The 16763-nt window shown below is 60.0% G+C and carries 14 protein-coding genes; 11 read left to right on the top strand and 3 right to left on the bottom strand.

Features of this window, described 5'->3' with window-relative positions:
* Positions 1–43: 43 nt before the first annotated feature.
* A complete protein-coding gene (locus GVN17_RS26630; RefSeq protein ID WP_166598276.1) occupies positions 44–934 on the bottom strand; it encodes a hemin ABC transporter substrate-binding protein in 891 nt (296 codons plus the stop codon).
* A 166-nt stretch (positions 935–1100) separates the two neighbouring features.
* Here GVN17_RS26630 and GVN17_RS26635 point away from each other — a divergent pair, with 166 nt between their 5' ends.
* Positions 1101–1430 carry a Rieske (2Fe-2S) protein gene (locus tag GVN17_RS26635; RefSeq protein WP_166598301.1) on the top strand — a complete coding sequence of 110 codons (330 nt, stop codon included), beginning with the start codon at positions 1101–1103 and terminating at the stop codon, positions 1428–1430.
* Here the strand turns inward: GVN17_RS26635 and sfsA are convergent.
* Both sfsA and GVN17_RS26645 read right to left on the bottom strand, forming a co-directional pair.
* Positions 1408–2151: a DNA/RNA nuclease SfsA gene (gene sfsA / locus GVN17_RS26640; protein ID WP_166598277.1), complete on the bottom strand. Its 744-nt coding sequence runs from the start codon at positions 2149–2151 to the stop codon at positions 1408–1410. The two genes, GVN17_RS26635 and sfsA, sit on opposite strands and share 23 nt — an antisense overlap.
* Positions 2151–3323 (bottom strand): pyridoxal phosphate-dependent aminotransferase, encoded by a 1173-nt coding sequence (locus tag GVN17_RS26645; RefSeq protein ID WP_166598278.1) that lies wholly within the window; start codon positions 3321–3323, stop codon positions 2151–2153. The genes sfsA and GVN17_RS26645 overlap by 1 nt, the downstream gene beginning before the upstream one ends.
* A 346-nt stretch (positions 3324–3669) precedes the next feature.
* Between GVN17_RS26645 and dksA the strand changes: the two genes are divergently transcribed.
* The 10 genes from dksA (at position 3670) to pgi (ending at position 16719) form a co-directional block, all read left to right on the top strand.
* Positions 3670–4113 (top strand): RNA polymerase-binding protein DksA, encoded by a 444-nt coding sequence (dksA, locus tag GVN17_RS26650; protein WP_166598279.1) that lies wholly within the window; start codon positions 3670–3672, stop codon positions 4111–4113.
* Between the two features lie 305 nt (positions 4114–4418).
* Entirely contained in the window at positions 4419–5306 is an 888-nt protein-coding gene (gene gluQRS / locus GVN17_RS26655) for a tRNA glutamyl-Q(34) synthetase GluQRS (protein ID WP_166598280.1), read from the top strand.
* A 117-nt stretch (positions 5307–5423) separates the two neighbouring features.
* Positions 5424–5600, top strand: coding sequence for a hypothetical protein (locus tag GVN17_RS26660; protein ID WP_002552060.1), 177 nt, complete (start codon positions 5424–5426; stop codon positions 5598–5600).
* The gene (locus GVN17_RS26665; protein ID WP_166598281.1) at positions 5584–8538 is read left to right on the top strand and encodes a sensor histidine kinase; all 2955 of its coding nucleotides are present in this window, start codon (positions 5584–5586) and stop codon (positions 8536–8538) included. The genes GVN17_RS26660 and GVN17_RS26665 overlap by 17 nt, the downstream gene beginning before the upstream one ends.
* Before the next feature lie 22 nt (positions 8539–8560).
* Entirely contained in the window at positions 8561–10000 is a 1440-nt protein-coding gene (locus GVN17_RS26670; protein WP_166598282.1) for a sigma-54 dependent transcriptional regulator, read from the top strand.
* 788 nt (positions 10001–10788) lie between these two features.
* Positions 10789–12186, top strand: coding sequence for a polynucleotide adenylyltransferase PcnB (locus GVN17_RS26675; RefSeq protein WP_166598283.1), 1398 nt, complete (start codon positions 10789–10791; stop codon positions 12184–12186).
* A gap of 5 nt (positions 12187–12191) precedes the next feature.
* Positions 12192–12671 (top strand): 2-amino-4-hydroxy-6-hydroxymethyldihydropteridine diphosphokinase, encoded by a 480-nt coding sequence (gene folK / locus GVN17_RS26680; protein WP_166598284.1) that lies wholly within the window; start codon positions 12192–12194, stop codon positions 12669–12671.
* A 429-nt stretch (positions 12672–13100) separates the two neighbouring features.
* Positions 13101–13901, top strand: coding sequence for a 3-methyl-2-oxobutanoate hydroxymethyltransferase (panB, locus tag GVN17_RS26685; protein ID WP_166598285.1), 801 nt, complete (start codon positions 13101–13103; stop codon positions 13899–13901).
* Positions 13898–14752 carry a pantoate--beta-alanine ligase gene (gene panC / locus GVN17_RS26690; RefSeq protein ID WP_166598286.1) on the top strand — a complete coding sequence of 285 codons (855 nt, stop codon included), beginning with the start codon at positions 13898–13900 and terminating at the stop codon, positions 14750–14752. The genes panB and panC overlap by 4 nt, the downstream gene beginning before the upstream one ends.
* Before the next feature lie 302 nt (positions 14753–15054).
* Positions 15055–16719: a glucose-6-phosphate isomerase gene (gene pgi / locus GVN17_RS26695; protein WP_166598287.1), complete on the top strand. Its 1665-nt coding sequence runs from the start codon at positions 15055–15057 to the stop codon at positions 16717–16719.
* Positions 16720–16763 lie beyond the last annotated feature (44 nt).

Here is a 16763-nt window from a genome sequence, read left to right on the forward strand (position 1 = left end):
ACGCTCAGGACGATGAACAACGCGCGAGGTTGCAGAATGACCCTCATTGAGCGGGCGAGACCTTGGCCTTGAGGTCGGTATCCGTGGTGTAAAACGCTTTGCCGAGGGTCTGCATCGCCTCGGGAAGGCGTGGCCCCAGACCGCCCACCAGCAACGTCGGGTCCACTTCAATCAGGCGATTCTGCTGAACGGCACGGGTAGCGCCCAACAATGGGTTTTCCCGAAGCAACGCCTCCCGAGACGACGCGCCGTTTTGCGCGCGGTCTGTGAACACCAATACGTCAGGGCTAAGCCCCGCCATCGCTTCTGCAGAAAAAACCTTGTAGCCCGCATGGGTCGCCAGATTCCGACCGCCTGCCTGTTTGATCAGCCAGTCCCCGACCGTACCCGTTCCCGCCACCATCGGCGCAGCGCCCGCATGGCTGACCAACAGCAACACACCTGGCACGGGTTGATGCAGCTGCGCCCGAGCCACCCAGTCATGCTGGACGCCCAGACGTTTTGCATACTGCTCGCTCAGTTCATCTGCCTGCGCCTGTTTGTCGAGCAAGACGCCCAGCTTTCGCAGGTTGCTTTGAAGCGCACTCACGTCAGCACCGGCGGAAAACACCTCGACCTTCACTCCCGCTGCACGCAATTGTTCCAGCACGGGAGGCGGCCCCATTTCTTCCGTTCCCACCAGAATATTCGGACGCAGACTGAGGATGCCTTCAGACGACAACTGTCGTTGGTAGCCAATACTCGGCAGCGATTTGATGGACGCCGGATGCTGACTGGTACTGTCGATGCCCACCAGCTTCGCCTCACCCCCCAGCGCCACGACCCACTCGGTCAGTGCGCCGCCCGCGCTGACCCAGCGCTGCGTGTCTGCGGATACCACATGAGTGAATGAGAGCCCGATCAGGATGCCAGCCAGCTTGGCGAGAAAACGCATGGGGGAGGAGTCCTTTATATAGAAGAAGCGCGTCAGCTGAATCCCCTGGAAAGGCGATCAGTTGGATCGACGCGTCAATGGCGGAGCTGTCAAACTAAGCCGCTTACAACAGTCGGGCAATTTGATAATTATTTGCATTTACCCGTCAAGCAGCAAGGAGACTCCGCTGAAATACCTGTGTGAAAAAACCGATCTTCGCGAAGGCATGAGCCGGGGTTTCGACGTGGATGGCGTTCGGCTGCTGGCGGTGCGGCGCGCGGGGCAGGTTTACACCTACCAGAACCGCTGCCCCCACCGGAACGTGCCGCTGGAATGGCACCCCGATCAGTTCCTCGACGCCAGCGCCAGCCTGATTCAATGCGCAACGCACGGCGCGCTGTTTGTGATCGAAAGCGGCGAATGCATCGCGGGTCCCTGCGAGGGCAAATTCCTGAGCACCGTTGAATGTCGCGAAGATGCTCAGGGAGTCTGGATCAATCTGCCCATTCAGGACTGACCAGACGCTTTTGGGTCAGGTGAATCTCAAGCCGCCGATCAACCCGCACCTCTTCAGGTGTCAGCTGCACGCCATACGCCAGTACTTCGACACCTGCGGCGACGGCATCTGTGAGCGCTTCGGCGTAGGCAGCGTCGATTTCTTCCGCAGGTCGAACGGCCTCGATGCCCGTCAAATTGACGCAATACAGCAGCACCGCGCGCACGCCCTCCCGCGCCAACGCTGCCAATTCACGCAAATGTTTCGCGCCGCGCTGCGTAACGGCATCGGGAAAGGCGGCGACAGCACTGTCGTCGAAACCCAAGGTGACGCTCTTCACTTCCAGAAACAGCGGGCCTGCCGGGTAGTCGAGGCGAAAATCGACGCGGCTGTTTTCCTGCCCATACGGCACTTCCCGCTTGAGCGCCGTGAAGCCGTTCAGCTCGGTGATCACGCCCGCCAGCAGTGCCTCTTCGACCAGCTTGTTGGCGCGGCCCGTATTGACACAAGCGAAGCGGCCTTGCGGCGTTTCGCTGATTTCCCACGTGCCGGGCAGCCTGCGTTTCGGGTCGGTGGAGCGACTGAACCAGACGCGCCCACCTGGCATCATGCAATTGAACATCGAGCCGGTGTTGGGGCAATGGATGGTCAGGCGCTCACCGCTGGCCGTTTCGATGTCGGCCAGAAACCGCTTGTAGCGCTGTAGCAGGCGTCCTTCTTCAAGTTCGGGAGAAAAGCGCATCAGCCTTGCCAGCTCCGCAGCCCACGACCGATACGCTCGACCGCTTCTTGCAAGCGCGGCAGGCTTTGGGTGTAAGCGAAACGCACGTGATGCCCCGCCTGATGACGACCGAAGTCCAGGCCTGGCGTGAAGGCAACGTGCTCGGTTTCGAGAAAATGTCGGCAGAATGCGAACGCATCACCACCAAAAGCGCTGATGTCCGCATACAAATAGAAGGCGCCCTCCGGCTCGACGGCGATATTGAAGCCCAGTTCACGCAGCGCAGGCAGCAAAAAATCCCGGCGTTTGCCGAACTCGGCGCGACGCTGTTCGAGGATTTCCAGGGTTTGCGGCTCGAAGCAGGCAAGCGCTGCACTTTGCGCCATGCTCGGTGCGCTGATGTAAAGGTTCTGCGCCAGCTTCTCCAGATCACCGACCGCCGCCTCGGGCGCAACCAGCCAGCCGAGGCGCCAACCGGTCATGCCGAAATACTTTGAAAAACTATTCAGCACGAACGCATCGTTATCCACTTCGAGCACGCTGGCCGCGTCGGTGCCGTAGGTCAGGCCATGATAAATCTCGTCCACCACCAAATGACCGTCGCGGGCCTTGAGCGAAGCCGACAGCGCCGCCAGTTCGTCCCGATGCAACAGCGTGCCGGTCGGGTTAGCGGGCGACGCGACCAAGGCGCCGACGCTGTCCTGATTCCAGTGTTGAGCAATCAGATCGGGGGTCAACTGGTAACGCACGTCGGGCCCAACCGGCACCAGTTGCGCGGCACCTTCCACCAGTCTCAGGAAGTGCCGATTGCACGGATAACCTGGGTCGGCGAGCAGCCAGTGTTTGCCCGGATCGACCAACAGGCTCGTCGCCAACAGCAACGCGCCGGAGCCGCCCGGCGTGATCAGAATACGCCCCGGATCAATGCTCAGACCGTAGCGCTGTTGGTAGAAACCCGAGATCGTCTCGCGCAGCTCCGGTAAGCCGCGAGCGGCGGTGTAGCGGGTCTTGCCGGCTGCCAACGCTGCTTGACCGGCCTTGATGATGGGCTCAGCGGTAGTGAAATCGGGCTCGCCGATTTCCAGGTGGATGACGTCGTGCCCCGCCGCCTGCAATTCATTGGCACGGGCCAACAGCGCCATGACATGAAAAGGTTCGATGGCGCGACTGCGCGCACTGTAGGGCTGAGGCATGAGTCTTCCTTTAATAGCAGTGTCGGAAACGATCAGCCGATTCTACCCAACCGCTTTCGCCGCTACAGATTTATCGTTCGGCGCACGAGTGATGCCGGTGATCCGCAAAAACGGATGATGTCGCAGGAGGGGCTAGACTGATGGCACCGCAAAATAATATAAAACCGGGCGCTTTGGCTGTGGTCATAGTTCACGGGCGCGTTGCCGGGCCATGCTCGACAACCGGGAGTAGCGCGCTCCGATACGATCTGGTAAGTTCGCCCGCTTGCAGCCGCAGGGCCGGCAGGTGTCGGCGATGGATCTTTACCCTGCGCAATGGCTTAGAAGAGTGAGAGGCGGTCCGTTCATGCCCACCGAAGAAAAGCAAAAAAGCACACAAACGATTAGCGGGTTCGAACCTTACGTCCCGACGAAGGACGAGGAGTACATGGGCAAGCCCATGCGTGCTCACTTCACCAAGATCCTGAACAAGTGGAAACAGGACTTGATGCAGGAAGTCGACCGTACTGTTGATCACATGAAGGACGAAGCGGCTAACTTTCCTGACCCTGCTGACCGTGCAAGTCAGGAAGAGGAATTCGCGCTGGAACTTCGTGCTCGTGACCGTGAGCGCAAGTTGATCAAGAAGATCGACAAAACGCTGCAACTGATCGAAGACGAAGAATACGGTTGGTGCGAATCCTGCGGCATCGAGATTGGCTTGCGCCGTCTGGAAGCCCGCCCGACTGCCGACCTGTGCATCGACTGCAAGACGCTGGCAGAAATCAAAGAAAAACAGATCGGTAAATGATCCTGCTTTTCGAGTAAGACAAAAGACGCTTCGGCGTCTTTTGTTGTTTATGGACAGGGCCATCACCGCAGTAGACGCACGGCTTTCCGGCAGCAGCGTTGATCCAGACAACACACATGCACCTGTGGGAGCGAATTCATTCGCGAAAACGCCGACAGGAGCGATGCATCTTCATCGCCTGATCTATTTCGCGAATGAATTCGCTCCCACACGGCCAGAGCATCGTTCACCGGCAGCGGTGTCCTACACGAACCGAAGCATCATCCAGTTTTTCGTACATATCATTTCCAGTACCATCATCGCCCATGAAATCCCCTTCTTATATAGGGCGCTTTGCGCCAACCCCCAGCGGTTATCTGCACTTCGGCTCGCTAGTCGCCGCGCTGGCGTCGTACCTCGATGCCCGCTCCGCCGGTGGCCAGTGGCTGATGCGCATGGAAGACCTCGACCCGCCACGGGAAGAACCGGGCGCACAGACCGCCATCCTCAATACACTGGAAACCTACGGCTTTGAGTGGGATGGCGAATGTGTGAGGCAAAGCGATCGTCACGACGCCTATCAGGACATCATCAACCGTTGGTTCAGCTATGGGCTTGCGTACGCCTGCACCTGTTCACGCAAGGAGCTGGAAGATTTCCACGGCATCTACCCCGGTTTTTGCCGCAATGCGGGCCACTCGCCTGAAAACGCCGCGATCCGTATTCGCGTCCCGGAGCTGGAATACCGTTTCGACGACCGGGTTCAGGGCACCTTTCGCCAGCACTTGGGCCGCGACGTCGGCGATTTCGTGATTCGACGTCGTGATGGCCTGTATGCCTATCAACTGGCGGTCGTCCTCGACGATGGCTGGCAAGGCGTCACCGACATTGTGCGGGGCGCTGACTTGCTCGACTCCACGCCTCGTCAGCTCTATCTGCAGGAATTGCTGGGCCTGCCACAGCCGCGTTACCTACACGTGCCACTGATTACCCAACCGAACGGGCACAAACTAGGCAAGTCCTACCGCTCCCCGCCCCTGCCCGTCGATCAGGCTACGCCTTTGCTGCTTCGGGCATTGCGGGCGTTGGGCCAGCCGGCACCGGAAGACCTTTTGTTCGGTACGCCGAGAGAGGTTCTGGACTGGGGAATCGCCCACTGGAATGCCGATTTGATTCCACGGGTCGCCAGTATCGAAGAAGCTCGAATAGACTGAGCCAGAGCACTTGAGGCCAATAGCGGCATGAAGGTGGCCGAAACGTCGCTTGCAGCCTGATAGCCATCCGTTACCATGCCGCTCCTTCACCCGGCGTCAGTCAACCCAGGAGGCCAAATGTACATTTATCGATTGGTCCTGCTACTGGTGGTAGGCATCTACCTTTTTTCCCCAGCCATCATGGACTGGTGGATCGACGCGACAGGCGCCTGGTATCGGCCTTATATGCTGTGGCTGATCCTGATCGTGGTGACTTTCATTCTGCAGAGCCAACGAGATGCCGATGAGCTTTAGCCTGACCCAGATGATTCTGGTCAGCGCCGCCTACTTGCTGGCGCTGTTCAGCGTTGCATGGGTCAGTGAGCGCGGGCTCATTCCGCGCTGGATCATTCGCCACCCACTGACGTACACCCTGTCGCTGGGCGTGTATGCCAGCGCCTGGGCGTTTTACGGGACTGTCGGCCTCGCGTATGAATACGGTTACGGCTTCCTTTCCAGTTATCTGGGGGTATCCGGGGCATTTTTGCTGGCGCCGGTGCTGCTGTACCCGATCCTGAAAATCACCCGCACCTATCAGCTTTCGTCCCTCGCCGACCTGTTTGCCTTCCGCTTTCGCAGCACATGGGCCGGAGCGCTGACGACCATTTTCATGCTGATCGGGGTGTTACCCCTGTTGGCCCTGCAAATTCAGGCGGTGGCGGACTCCATCGGCATCCTCACCCGCGAGCCGGTCCGCAACTACGTCGCGCTGGCGTTCTGCATCCTGATCACACTGTTCACCATTTTCTTCGGCTCCCGGCATATCGCCACGCGGGAGAAACACGAAGGGCTGGTGTTCGCCATCGCGTTCGAGTCGGTCATCAAACTGGTGGCCATCGGCGGTATCGGCATTTATTCGCTGTACGGCGTATTCGACGGTCCGGCGAGCCTTGAGCAATGGCTGCTACAGAATCAAAGCGCGCTCGCGGCGTTGCATACCCCGTTGCAGGAAGGCCCTTGGCGCACGCTGCTGTTGGTGTTTTTCGCCTCGGCCATCGTCATGCCGCACATGTATCACATGACCTTCACTGAAAACCTCAACCCTCGTTCGCTGGTCAGCGCCAGCTGGGGCTTGCCGCTGTTTTTGCTGCTGATGAGCCTCGCCGTTCCGCTGGTGCTGTGGGCCGGACTGAAACTGGGCGCCACCACCAGCCCCGAATACTTCACCCTCGGGATCGGCATCGCGGCGCACAACCCGGCGTTGGCATTGCTGGCCTATGTAGGCGGCCTTTCGGCGGCCAGCGGGCTCATCATCGTCACGACACTCGCCCTCTCGGGCATGGCGCTGAACCATCTGGTGCTGCCGCTCTACCAGCCGCCCGCCGAGGGCAATATCTATCGCTGGTTGAAGTGGACCCGTCGCGCCCTGATCGTCGCGATCATCATGGCGGGATACGGTTTCTACCTGCTGCTGGGCGCCAAGCAGGATTTGGCCAACCTCGGCATCGTCGCGTTCGTCGCCACCTTGCAGTTCCTGCCAGGCGTGCTGTCGGTGCTGTACTGGCCAGCGGCTAACCGTCGAGGCTTCATGGCGGGCCTGATTGCCGGGATCGTGGTCTGGATGGTCAGCATGCTGTTCCCGCTGATCGGCAATTTCCAGGGCTTCTACATCCCCCTGCTGAACATGATCTACGTGCTCGACGACACCAGTTGGCACATGGCAGCCATTGCTTCGCTTGCCGCCAACGTGCTGGTGTTCACCCTGATTTCGCTGTTCAGCAACCCCAGCCCTGAAGAGGCCAGCGCCGCCGAAGCCTGTGCGGTGGACAACGTGCGTCGACCGCAGCGTCGGGAGTTGCACGCCGTTTCTCCGCAGGAGTTCGCGACACAACTGGCCAAGCCGCTGGGCGCCAAAGCCGCGCAGAAGGAAGTTGAACAGGCCCTGCGCGATCTGTACCTGCCGTTTGACGAGCGCCGCCCCTACGCACTGCGCCGTTTGCGTGACCGGATCGAGGCCAACCTGTCCGGCCTCATGGGCCCCAGCGTTGCTCAGGACATGGTGGAAACCTTCCTGCCGTACAAATCGGGCAGCGAGAACTACGTCACCGAAGACATTCACTTCATTGAAAGCCGCCTTGAGGACTACCATTCGCGCCTCACCGGTCTGGCCGCCGAGCTGGACGCCCTGCGTCGCTACCACCGCCAAACGTTGCAGGAATTGCCGATGGGCGTCTGCTCGCTGGCCAAGGATCAGGAAATCCTGATGTGGAACAAGGCGATGGAAGAACTCACCGGCATCGGGGCCCAGCGCGTGGTGGGGTCTCGCCTGGAGACCATCGCCGATCCATGGCGTCAGTTACTGCTGGGTTTCATCAACGTGCCGGATGAGCATTTGCACAAACAGCGCCTGGCGCTGGACGGACAAACGCGCTGGCTGAACCTGCACAAAGCAGCCATCGACGAGCCCTTGGCACCTGGCAACAGTGGTTTGGTGATTCTGGTGGAAGACCTCACCGACACCCAGATGCTGGAAGACAAGCTGGTGCACTCCGAGCGCTTGGCGAGCATTGGACGCCTGGCAGCCGGGGTGGCCCACGAAATCGGCAACCCGATCACCGGTATCGCTTGTCTCGCGCAAAATCTGCGCGAGGAGCGTGAAGAAGACGGCGAACTCACTGAAATCAGCAGCCAGATCATCGAACAGACCAAGCGCGTGTCGCGCATCGTTCAATCGCTGATGAGCTTCGCCCATGCGGGTGGTCACCAGCATGCGGACGAAGCCGTCTGTCTGGCCGAGGTCGCTCAGGATGCCATTGGTCTGCTCGCGCTGAATCGCCGCAACTTCGAAGTGCAATTCTATAACCTGTGCAACCCGAACCACTGGGTCGATGGCGATCCGCAACGGTTGGCGCAGGTATTGATCAACCTGCTCTCCAACGCCCGTGACGCCTCGCCTGCAGGCAGCGCGGTGCGGGTGAAAAGCGAGGCGTCCGAACATACGGTCGATTTGATCGTCGAAGACGAAGGCACTGGAATTCCGAAAGCAATCATGGACCGCTTGTTCGAACCGTTCTTCACCACCAAGGACCCGGGGGAAGGGACAGGACTGGGGCTCGCACTGGTCTATTCCATCGTTGAAGAGCATTATGGACAAATCACCATCGACAGCCCGGCTGACCCCGAGCAACAGCGCGGAACCCGCATTCGGGTGACCCTACCGCGACATGTCGAAGCGACGTCCGCTGTGAACTGAGACCGTCGAGAGTATCGAATCAATGCCGCACATTCTGATCGTCGAAGACGAAACTATTATCCGCTCTGCCTTGCGTCGCCTGCTGGAACGTAATCAGTACCAGGTCAGTGAAGCCGGCTCCGTACAGGAAGCTCAGGAACGTTTCAGCATCCCCTCGTTCGACCTGATCGTCAGCGATTTGCGCTTGCCCGGTGCTCCCGGTACCGAGCTGATCCGGCTCGGCCAAGGCAAACCGGTGCTGATCATGACCAGCTACGCCAGCCTCCGCTCGGCCGTGGACTCGATGAAAATGGGCGCTGTGGATTACATCGCCAAGCCCTTCGACCACGACGAAATGCTGCAAGCCGTGTCTCGCATTCTGCGAGACCGACAGACCGTGCAAAGCATCCAGGCTGAACGCGTGGCCTCGGCTGGCAAGGCGTCGGGGTCCGACAAATCAGCCCCTGACAACAGCAATGGCGAGATTGGGATCATCGGCTCTTGCCCGCCGATGCAAGACCTTTACAACAAGATCCGTAAGGTCGCCCCGACTGACTCCAACGTGCTGGTGCAAGGTGAATCAGGTACGGGTAAAGAGTTGGTCGCCCGAGCGCTGCACAACCTGTCCCGCCGCGCCAAGGCACCGATGATTTCGGTGAACTGTGCCGCGATCCCGGAAACGTTGATCGAGTCCGAGCTGTTCGGCCACGAAAAAGGCGCGTTCACCGGCGCCAGCGCCGGGCGTGCGGGGCTGGTTGAAGCCGCCGACGGCGGAACCCTGTTTCTCGATGAAATTGGCGAATTGCCTCTCGAAGCTCAAGCCCGTCTGCTGCGTGTGCTCCAGGAAGGCGAAATTCGTCGGGTTGGCTCGGTACAGTCGCAGAAGGTCGATGTGCGCCTGATTGCCGCGACCCACCGAGACCTGAAAAGCCTGGCCAAAGTCGGGCAGTTCCGTGAAGACCTTTACTACCGTCTGCACGTCATTGCCTTGAAGCTGCCGGCCCTGCGCGAACGGGGCTCGGACGTGAACGAAATCGCCAATGCGTTCCTGGCTCGCCAAAGCGCCAAAGCTGGCCGTACCGACTTGCGCTTCGGACCAGACGCCGAACAGGCGATCCGCCACTACTCGTGGCCGGGTAATGTCCGCGAACTGGAAAACGCCGTTGAGCGTGCCGTCATCCTCTGTGAGAGCCCGGAAATTTCCGCCGACCTCTTGGGCATCGACATCGAGCTGAGCGATCTGGACGTCGAGGAGTTCATCGGCCTGGCGCCGCAGCAGCCTTCATCCAGCTCAACGGCTCATGAACCTACGGAAGATTTGTCCCTGGAGGACTACTTCCAGCACTTCGTGCTTGAGCATCAGGACCACATGACCGAGACCGAACTGGCGCGCAAGCTTGGCGTCAGCCGTAAATGCCTGTGGGAGCGTCGTCAACGGCTGGGCATCCCGCGTCGCAAAACCGGTGTAGCCAGCGAAACCTGATCTCAGGAGCAGGCGCGAGGCTCTGGCACGCGCCTTCCGGGACTTGTGAAAAAACTGTTACCTCATCAGCAACACGTAACAAAAGCCGGGGCGTACGGTAACGTAGTCCCGGTTTTTTTTGGCTACACAAAAATAGCGTCGATTTGCCACACCCCCGGATTTAAAGGGCTGTAGCCGTTTCGACAAAAGTTGGCACGCGTTCTGCTATATCCTTAGTACAAGAACAACAAAAATCAGTCACCCGCAAAACACCATAATAAAAATAAGACGTATCGACTCACGCATAATAAAAACAACACGGCGGAGGCGCAGCTAACTGATTCTTTTGGAGAGGCGTTGCATTTGGGACTTGTCCCGCAACCAGGCTGAGAACAACAAAAAACTACCCCAAGGTAGCGCCTGAACTGGTTGGATCGATTGATCACTGCAGCACAGCGACCAAAGCAATCCGTTTGCTCTTGACTCCCGATTGGGAGGTTTCACAGGCGAAAGCCGTGAATTGGGCGCTCAACAAAAACAAAAAGCCCGACAGACAATAAAAATAAGAGCACGCACTTTGGGGGAGCTTCGGCTCCCCCAGTAGCTTCCGAAACAAAACAATTTTCCGGTAGCGTTCGCCAAAAACCGCTCCAAACTCTTCGTAACAACCGCTCCAGCCCCGCCATACCTGCCTCCAGAGCCCGTTCGCGCGGCGTCCTACACCATCCCTCGACTAAATGCTAGAATCCCCGCCCATCATGCGGTCATTCTTTGTCATTGGCCGAATATTCCTTCAAACAGTGCATCCCATGCTGAAGAAGCTGTTCCAGTCATTCCGTACTCCCCTGCGCAAGCCGCAGCAACATACGCGCACCACGCCTGAAGTGCTCAGCAGCAGCCAACACTCGTTGCAACGCGCTCAATTCAGCCGTTATGCGGTGAACATCGTCGAGCGTTTGCAGAACGCGGGCTACCAGGCCTATCTGGTCGGCGGCTGCGTGCGGGACCTGATGCTGGGCATCACCCCCAAGGACTTCGACGTCGCCACCAGCGCCACGCCTGAGCAAGTCCGGGCAGAATTTCGCAATGCGCGCATCATCGGCCGCCGCTTCAAGCTGGTTCACATCCACTTCGGTCGCGAAATCATCGAAGTGGCCACGTTCCGCGCCAATCACCCTCAAGATGACGAGGAAGAAGACAGCAATCAGTCGTCGCGCAACGAGAGCGGCCGAATTCTGCGAGACAACGTCTACGGCACACTGGAAGAAGACGCCCAGCGTCGTGACTTCACCATCAACGCGCTGTATTACGATCCGGTCAGCGAACGTGTGCTGGATTACGCCAACGGCGTACACGACATCCGTAACCGTCTGATCCGACTGATCGGAGACCCTCAGCAGCGTTATAAAGAAGACCCGGTGCGGATGCTGCGTGCCGTGCGCTTCGCCGCCAAGCTGGATTTCGGCATCGAAAAGCACAGCGCCACGCCGATTCGCCCGCTGGCACCCATGCTCCGCGATATTCCGGCAGCGCGCCTGTTCGAGGAAGTTCTCAAGCTGTTCCTGTCGGGTTACGCCGAACCAACGTTCGAGATGCTGGTGGATCTGGAGTTGTTCGACCCGCTGTTCCCGGCCAGCGCCAAGGCGTTGGAATACACCCCGACCTACACGCACACGCTCATCAGCGAGGCATTGGCCAACACCGATTTGCGCGTGCAGCAGAACAAGCCGGTGACGCCAGCGTTCCTGTTCGCTGCGCTGTTGTGGCCTGCCTTGCCCGCTCGCGTCCTGCGCCTGCAAGAGCGCGGCATGCCGCCGATCCCGGCCATGCAGGAAGCCGCGCACGAGCTGATTGCCGAGCAGTGCCAGCGCATCGCGATTCCCAAGCGCTTCACCATGCCGATCCGCGAGATTTGGGACATGCAGGAGCGTCTGCCACGTCGCTCGGGCAAACGTGCCGATCTGTTGCTGGACAACCCGCGTTTCCGAGCCGGTTACGACTTCCTGCTGCTGCGTGAAACGGCAGGCGAGGAAACCGACGGCTTGGGCGAGTGGTGGACCGATTATCAGGACGCCAACGAATCCGGTCGCCGCGACATGATTCGTGATCTGGGCAGTAAATCCGACACCACCGGCCAGGGCCCGCGCAAGCGTCGCCGTAGCGGTGGCGGCAAGCGCAAACGCGCTGGCGCCGACGCATCGGAGTGATGGTGATGGAACGGGTGTATGTCGGCATGGGCAGCAACCTCGCTGACCCTGCCGAACAACTGCGCGAGGCGATCCAGTCATTGGGACAGTTGCCTCACACCAGCCTGTCAGGCGTTTCTTCTTTTTACGTGAGCGATTCGTTGCTGCCCGGTCAGCCGCGCTACACCAACGCCGTCGCCGCCCTAGATACCACAATGGAGCCACTGGCCCTGCTGGATGCCTTGCAAGGCATCGAGAACGGTCAAGGGCGCGAGCGGCTTGAGCGCTGGGGGCCGAGGACGCTGGACCTGGACATTCTGTTGTTCGGTGACCGGCTGATCGACGAGCCCCGTCTGATGGTCCCGCACTATCACATGCAGGCGCGGGCGTTCGTGTTGTATCCCTTGGCCGAGCTGGCGCCCGGGATTACCTTCGCTGATGGCCGCGCGCTGGATGACCTGCTGGCCGACTGCCCGTTTGAAGGGCTGGAAAGACTCTCGGGTTGAATGCCGACGCGCGCGATTCGGGCACATTCTCGATTCATAGCTCGGTACAAATCCTGTAGGCGCGAATTCATTCGCGAGACCTCGGTACAGCCGATGAAGGTGTGTGGATTGACCCGTCCAATCGCGAATGAATTCGCGCCTACAGGGGTAATGCGTCGCGCCGAGCGAAGCGACGTTGCCTACAGATCGTTTGCAGGCACTGCGCGCCGTTACATGTCTCGGTAACATCCCCACCTCATCCGGTAACACCCGGAATTGACTTCCCGCCCCCTCCTCACGAAGATAAGCGTCCCAAAGCCGGACGACCGGCTTGCCAGGTGCCAGACAGGCTTTTTCAAACATCGCGAAACGACGATGTGCCTGCGTTTGCAGAATGAATCACGCGTTGCTCGCCGTCGTATTCACAGCGCCTGTAATGAGGACTTTTTCATGCCAGATATCACCGTGACGTCCCTGCTGGGCCTGAAGCAGAAAGGTGAAAAAATCACCATGCTCACGGCCTACGACGCAACGTTCGCCCACGCAGCTTCACAGGCAGGCGTTGAAATCCTGTTGGTGGGCGACTCGCTGGGCATGGTTTTGCAGGGTCACGACAGCACCCTGCCCGTGACGAACGCCGACATGGCGTACCACGTGGCCAGCGTCAAACGTGGCAATCAGGGTGCACTGATCCTCGCCGACCTGCCGTTCATGTCCTACGCCACCCCGGAACAGCTATTCGCCAGCAGCGCGACGTTGATGCAGGCGGGCGCGCACATGCTCAAGATCGAGGGCGCGGGCTGGCTGGCCGAGTCGATTCGCTTGCTGGCTGAAAGGGGCGTTCCGGTGTGCGCACACATGGGCCTGACGCCGCAGACCGTCAACGTGCTGGGCGGCTATAAAGTGCAGGGCCGTCAGGAAGCGCAGGCGCGGCAGATTCGTGCTGACGCCATCGCCCTGGAACAAGCCGGGGCCGCGATGCTGCTGCTGGAATGCGTGCCGAGCGAGCTGGCGCAGGAAATTACCCAAGCGGTGAAGATTCCGGTGATCGGCATCGGCGCGGGCAGCGCCGTCGATGGCCAGGTGCTGGTCCTGCACGACATGCTGGGTCTATCCATCACCGGGCGCGTGCCCAAGTTCGTGAAGAACTTCATGATCGGCCAGCCTGACATTCAATCGGCCATCGCCGCCTACGTCAGCGCTGTGAAAGACGTCAGCTTCCCGGCCCCTGAACACGGATTCTCGGCATGAACACTGTAAAAACCGTGCGTGAACTGCGCGCCGCCGTGGCCCGCGCCCGCAGCGAAGGCAAACGTATCGCGCTGGTCCCGACCATGGGCAACCTGCACAGCGGTCACACCGCGCTGGTGACCAAGGCTGCGCAACGTGCCGATTTCGTGGTAGCGAGCATTTTCGTCAACCCTTTGCAGTTCGGTCCTACAGAGGACTTGGCCACCTACCCACGCACGCTGGCGGCCGACCAGGAGAAGCTGCTGCAAGCCGGTTGCCATCTGCTGTTCACGCCCACGGTCGAAGAAATGTACCCCCACGGCATGGCCGACCAGACCATCGTGCGCGTGCCCGTCGTGTCGGAAGGCTTGTGTGGCGGCAGTCGCCCCGGCCATTTCGACGGCGTATCCACAGTTGTGAGCAAACTGTTCAACATGGTTCAGCCTGACATCGCGATCTTCGGCCAGAAAGACTTTCAACAGCTTGCCGTGGTCAGTGCGTTGGTGCGCGACTTGAACATGCCGATCCAGATCATTGGCGAGCCCACCGTCCGCGCGGCCGATGGCCTGGCGCTGTCTTCGCGCAACGGTTACCTGACCGAAGCGGAACGTGCGACTGCCCCCGCGCTGTACCGTGTCATCAAACAGATCGGTGACGCGCTGCACAATGGCGAGCAGAACCAAGAACAATTGCTGGATGACGGCAGGAAGGCCCTCGAAAGCGCGGGTTTCCGTCCGGACTATCTGGAAATCCGCCAGGCCGTGACCCTGCGCCCCGCGACCCCGGGCGATCAGGATCTGGTGGTGCTCGGCGCCGCGTTCCTGGGCAAGACACGCCTGATCGACAATCTGCACCTGACCACGGCCCCGTAAACGGAACGCCATGGTCTCGGGATTCGCAACTATGCTCAGTCCCGGAACGTTTCATGAAACTTCAGCCCGCGCAGGCTCTATCTGGCTCCGGGCAATGAACTTAGCCACACCCGCAATGCCATACCGGTACAGGTCGCCCCACACGGGCGACACTACCTTGTGAGAAAAAGTACCGAGCAAAGGTAAAGCGAGGCGCAGACATCGGCGCGTCCGAGGATTAGGCTTCGGAGAACGCACGCATTCGACCCGCCCCTGGCTTTTCAACGTCCAAAGGCAGTTCAAGTACAAGGAAACCCGCAGCGATGGCGTACTACCACACCCCTCATGACGTCACCACCCTGCCCGCCTGGCAGGCGCTCTCCGACCACCGCAAAGCGATGCAGAATTTCAGCATGCGCGACGCGTTCAACGAAGACCCGCAGCGTTTCAACGAATTCACCCTCAGCAGTGCCGGGCTATTTCTCGACTACTCGAAGAACCTGATCACCGCCGAAACCCGTCAGCTGTTGGTCAATCTGGCCAACGAAGTGGGCCTGAAAGACGCAATCAAAGCGCAATACGACGGCGAGTTGGTCAACTCTTCCGAAGGTCGCCCGGCCCTGCACACCGCGCTGCGCCGTCCAGTGGGCGACAAGCTGTTGGTGAACGGCGTCAACGTGATGCCCGAAGTGCACAAGGTGCTGAACCAGATCACCGACCTCGTGGGCCGCATTCACGACGGTCTGTGGCGCGGTTACACCGAGAAGCCGATCACTGACGTGGTTAACATCGGCATCGGTGGCTCGTTCCTCGGCCCTGAGCTGGTGTCCGAAGCGCTGTTGTCCTACGCGCAGAAAGGCGTTCGCTGCCACTACCTGGCGAACATCGACGGCACAGAGCTGCACGAACTGACCAGCAAGCTGCGTGCGGAAACCACGCTGTTTATCGTCTCGTCCAAGACCTTCAGCACCCTCGAAACCCTGAAAAACGCCACCGCCGCACGCGCCTGGTACTTGGCTCAAGGCGGCTCCGAGGCGGAGCTGTACCGTCACTTCATCGCGGTGTCGAGCAACAACGCGGCTGCCGTGGCGTTCGGCATCCGTGAAGAAAATATCTTCCCGATGTGGGACTGGGTCGGCGGTCGTTACTCGCTGTGGTCGGCCATCGGTCTTCCCATCGCTTTGGCTGTGGGCATGTCCAACTTCAAGGAATTGCTGTCCGGTGCCTACACCATGGACCAGCATTTCCTGAACGCACCGTTCGAGCAAAACATGCCGGCGCTGCTGGGCCTGCTCGGCGTGTGGTACGGCAATTTCTGGGGCGCGCAAAGTCACGCGATCCTGCCGTACGACCACTACCTGCGTAACATCACCAAGCATTTGCAACAGCTGGACATGGAATCCAACGGCAAGAGCGTTCGTCAGGACGGCGTGCCGGTGAAGACCGACACCGGCCCGGTGATCTGGGGTGGCGTGGGCTGTAACGGTCAGCACGCGTATCACCAGCTGCTGCACCAAGGCACCCAACTGATTCCGGCCGACTTCATCGTGCCGATCGTCAGCTTCAACCCGGTGTCCGACCACCACCAATGGCTATACGCCAACTGCCTGTCGCAGAGCCAGGCTCTCATGCTCGGCAAGACTCGCGCTGAGGCCGAAGCCGAACTGCGTGCCAAAGGCCTGTCGGAAGACGAAGTGCAGCGTGTCGCGCCGCACAAGGTCGTGCCGGGCAACCGTCCGAGCAACACCATCGTCGTCGAGCGCATCAGCCCGCGTCGTCTGGGTGCGCTGGTCGCGATGTACGAGCACAAAGTCTTCGTCCAAAGCGTGGTCTGGGGCACCAACGCCTTCGACCAGTGGGGCGTCGAGCTGGGCAAAGAACTGGGCAAAGGCGTTTACAGCCGCCTCGTCGGCACGGAAGAAACCGTTGCTGAAGATGCGTCCACTCAAGGCTTGATCAATTACTTCCGCGGTCGTCACCGCGGCTGATACCGCCTTGGCGCAACCCCCGAAACCCGCCCCCTCGCAAGAGG

It is taken from the genome of Pseudomonas sp. SLFW, assembly GCF_009905615.1.
GTDB classification, from domain to species: Bacteria; Pseudomonadota; Gammaproteobacteria; order Pseudomonadales; family Pseudomonadaceae; genus Aquipseudomonas; species Aquipseudomonas bambusae.

What these genes read in the sequence shown, in the direction of transcription:
- GVN17_RS26630 (WP_166598276.1), bottom strand. Translation starts at nt 934, where the DNA reads ATGCGTTTTCTCGCCAAGCTGGCTGGCATCCTGATCGGGCTCTCATTC.
- sfsA (WP_166598277.1), bottom strand. Translation starts at nt 2,151, where the DNA reads ATGCGCTTTTCTCCCGAACTTGAAGAAGGACGCCTGCTACAGCGCTAC.
- GVN17_RS26645 (WP_166598278.1), bottom strand. Translation starts at nt 3,323, where the DNA reads ATGCCTCAGCCCTACAGTGCGCGCAGTCGCGCCATCGAACCTTTTCAT.
- dksA (WP_166598279.1), top strand. Translation starts at nt 3,670, where the DNA reads ATGCCCACCGAAGAAAAGCAAAAAAGCACACAAACGATTAGCGGGTTC.
- gluQRS (WP_166598280.1), top strand. Translation starts at nt 4,419, where the DNA reads ATGAAATCCCCTTCTTATATAGGGCGCTTTGCGCCAACCCCCAGCGGT.
- GVN17_RS26660 (WP_002552060.1), top strand. Translation starts at nt 5,424, where the DNA reads ATGTACATTTATCGATTGGTCCTGCTACTGGTGGTAGGCATCTACCTT.
- GVN17_RS26665 (WP_166598281.1), top strand. Translation starts at nt 5,584, where the DNA reads ATGCCGATGAGCTTTAGCCTGACCCAGATGATTCTGGTCAGCGCCGCC.
- GVN17_RS26670 (WP_166598282.1), top strand. Translation starts at nt 8,561, where the DNA reads ATGCCGCACATTCTGATCGTCGAAGACGAAACTATTATCCGCTCTGCC.
- GVN17_RS26675 (WP_166598283.1), top strand. Translation starts at nt 10,789, where the DNA reads ATGCTGAAGAAGCTGTTCCAGTCATTCCGTACTCCCCTGCGCAAGCCG.
- folK (WP_166598284.1), top strand. Translation starts at nt 12,192, where the DNA reads ATGGAACGGGTGTATGTCGGCATGGGCAGCAACCTCGCTGACCCTGCC.
- panB (WP_166598285.1), top strand. Translation starts at nt 13,101, where the DNA reads ATGCCAGATATCACCGTGACGTCCCTGCTGGGCCTGAAGCAGAAAGGT.
- panC (WP_166598286.1), top strand. Translation starts at nt 13,898, where the DNA reads ATGAACACTGTAAAAACCGTGCGTGAACTGCGCGCCGCCGTGGCCCGC.
- pgi (WP_166598287.1), top strand. Translation starts at nt 15,055, where the DNA reads ATGGCGTACTACCACACCCCTCATGACGTCACCACCCTGCCCGCCTGG.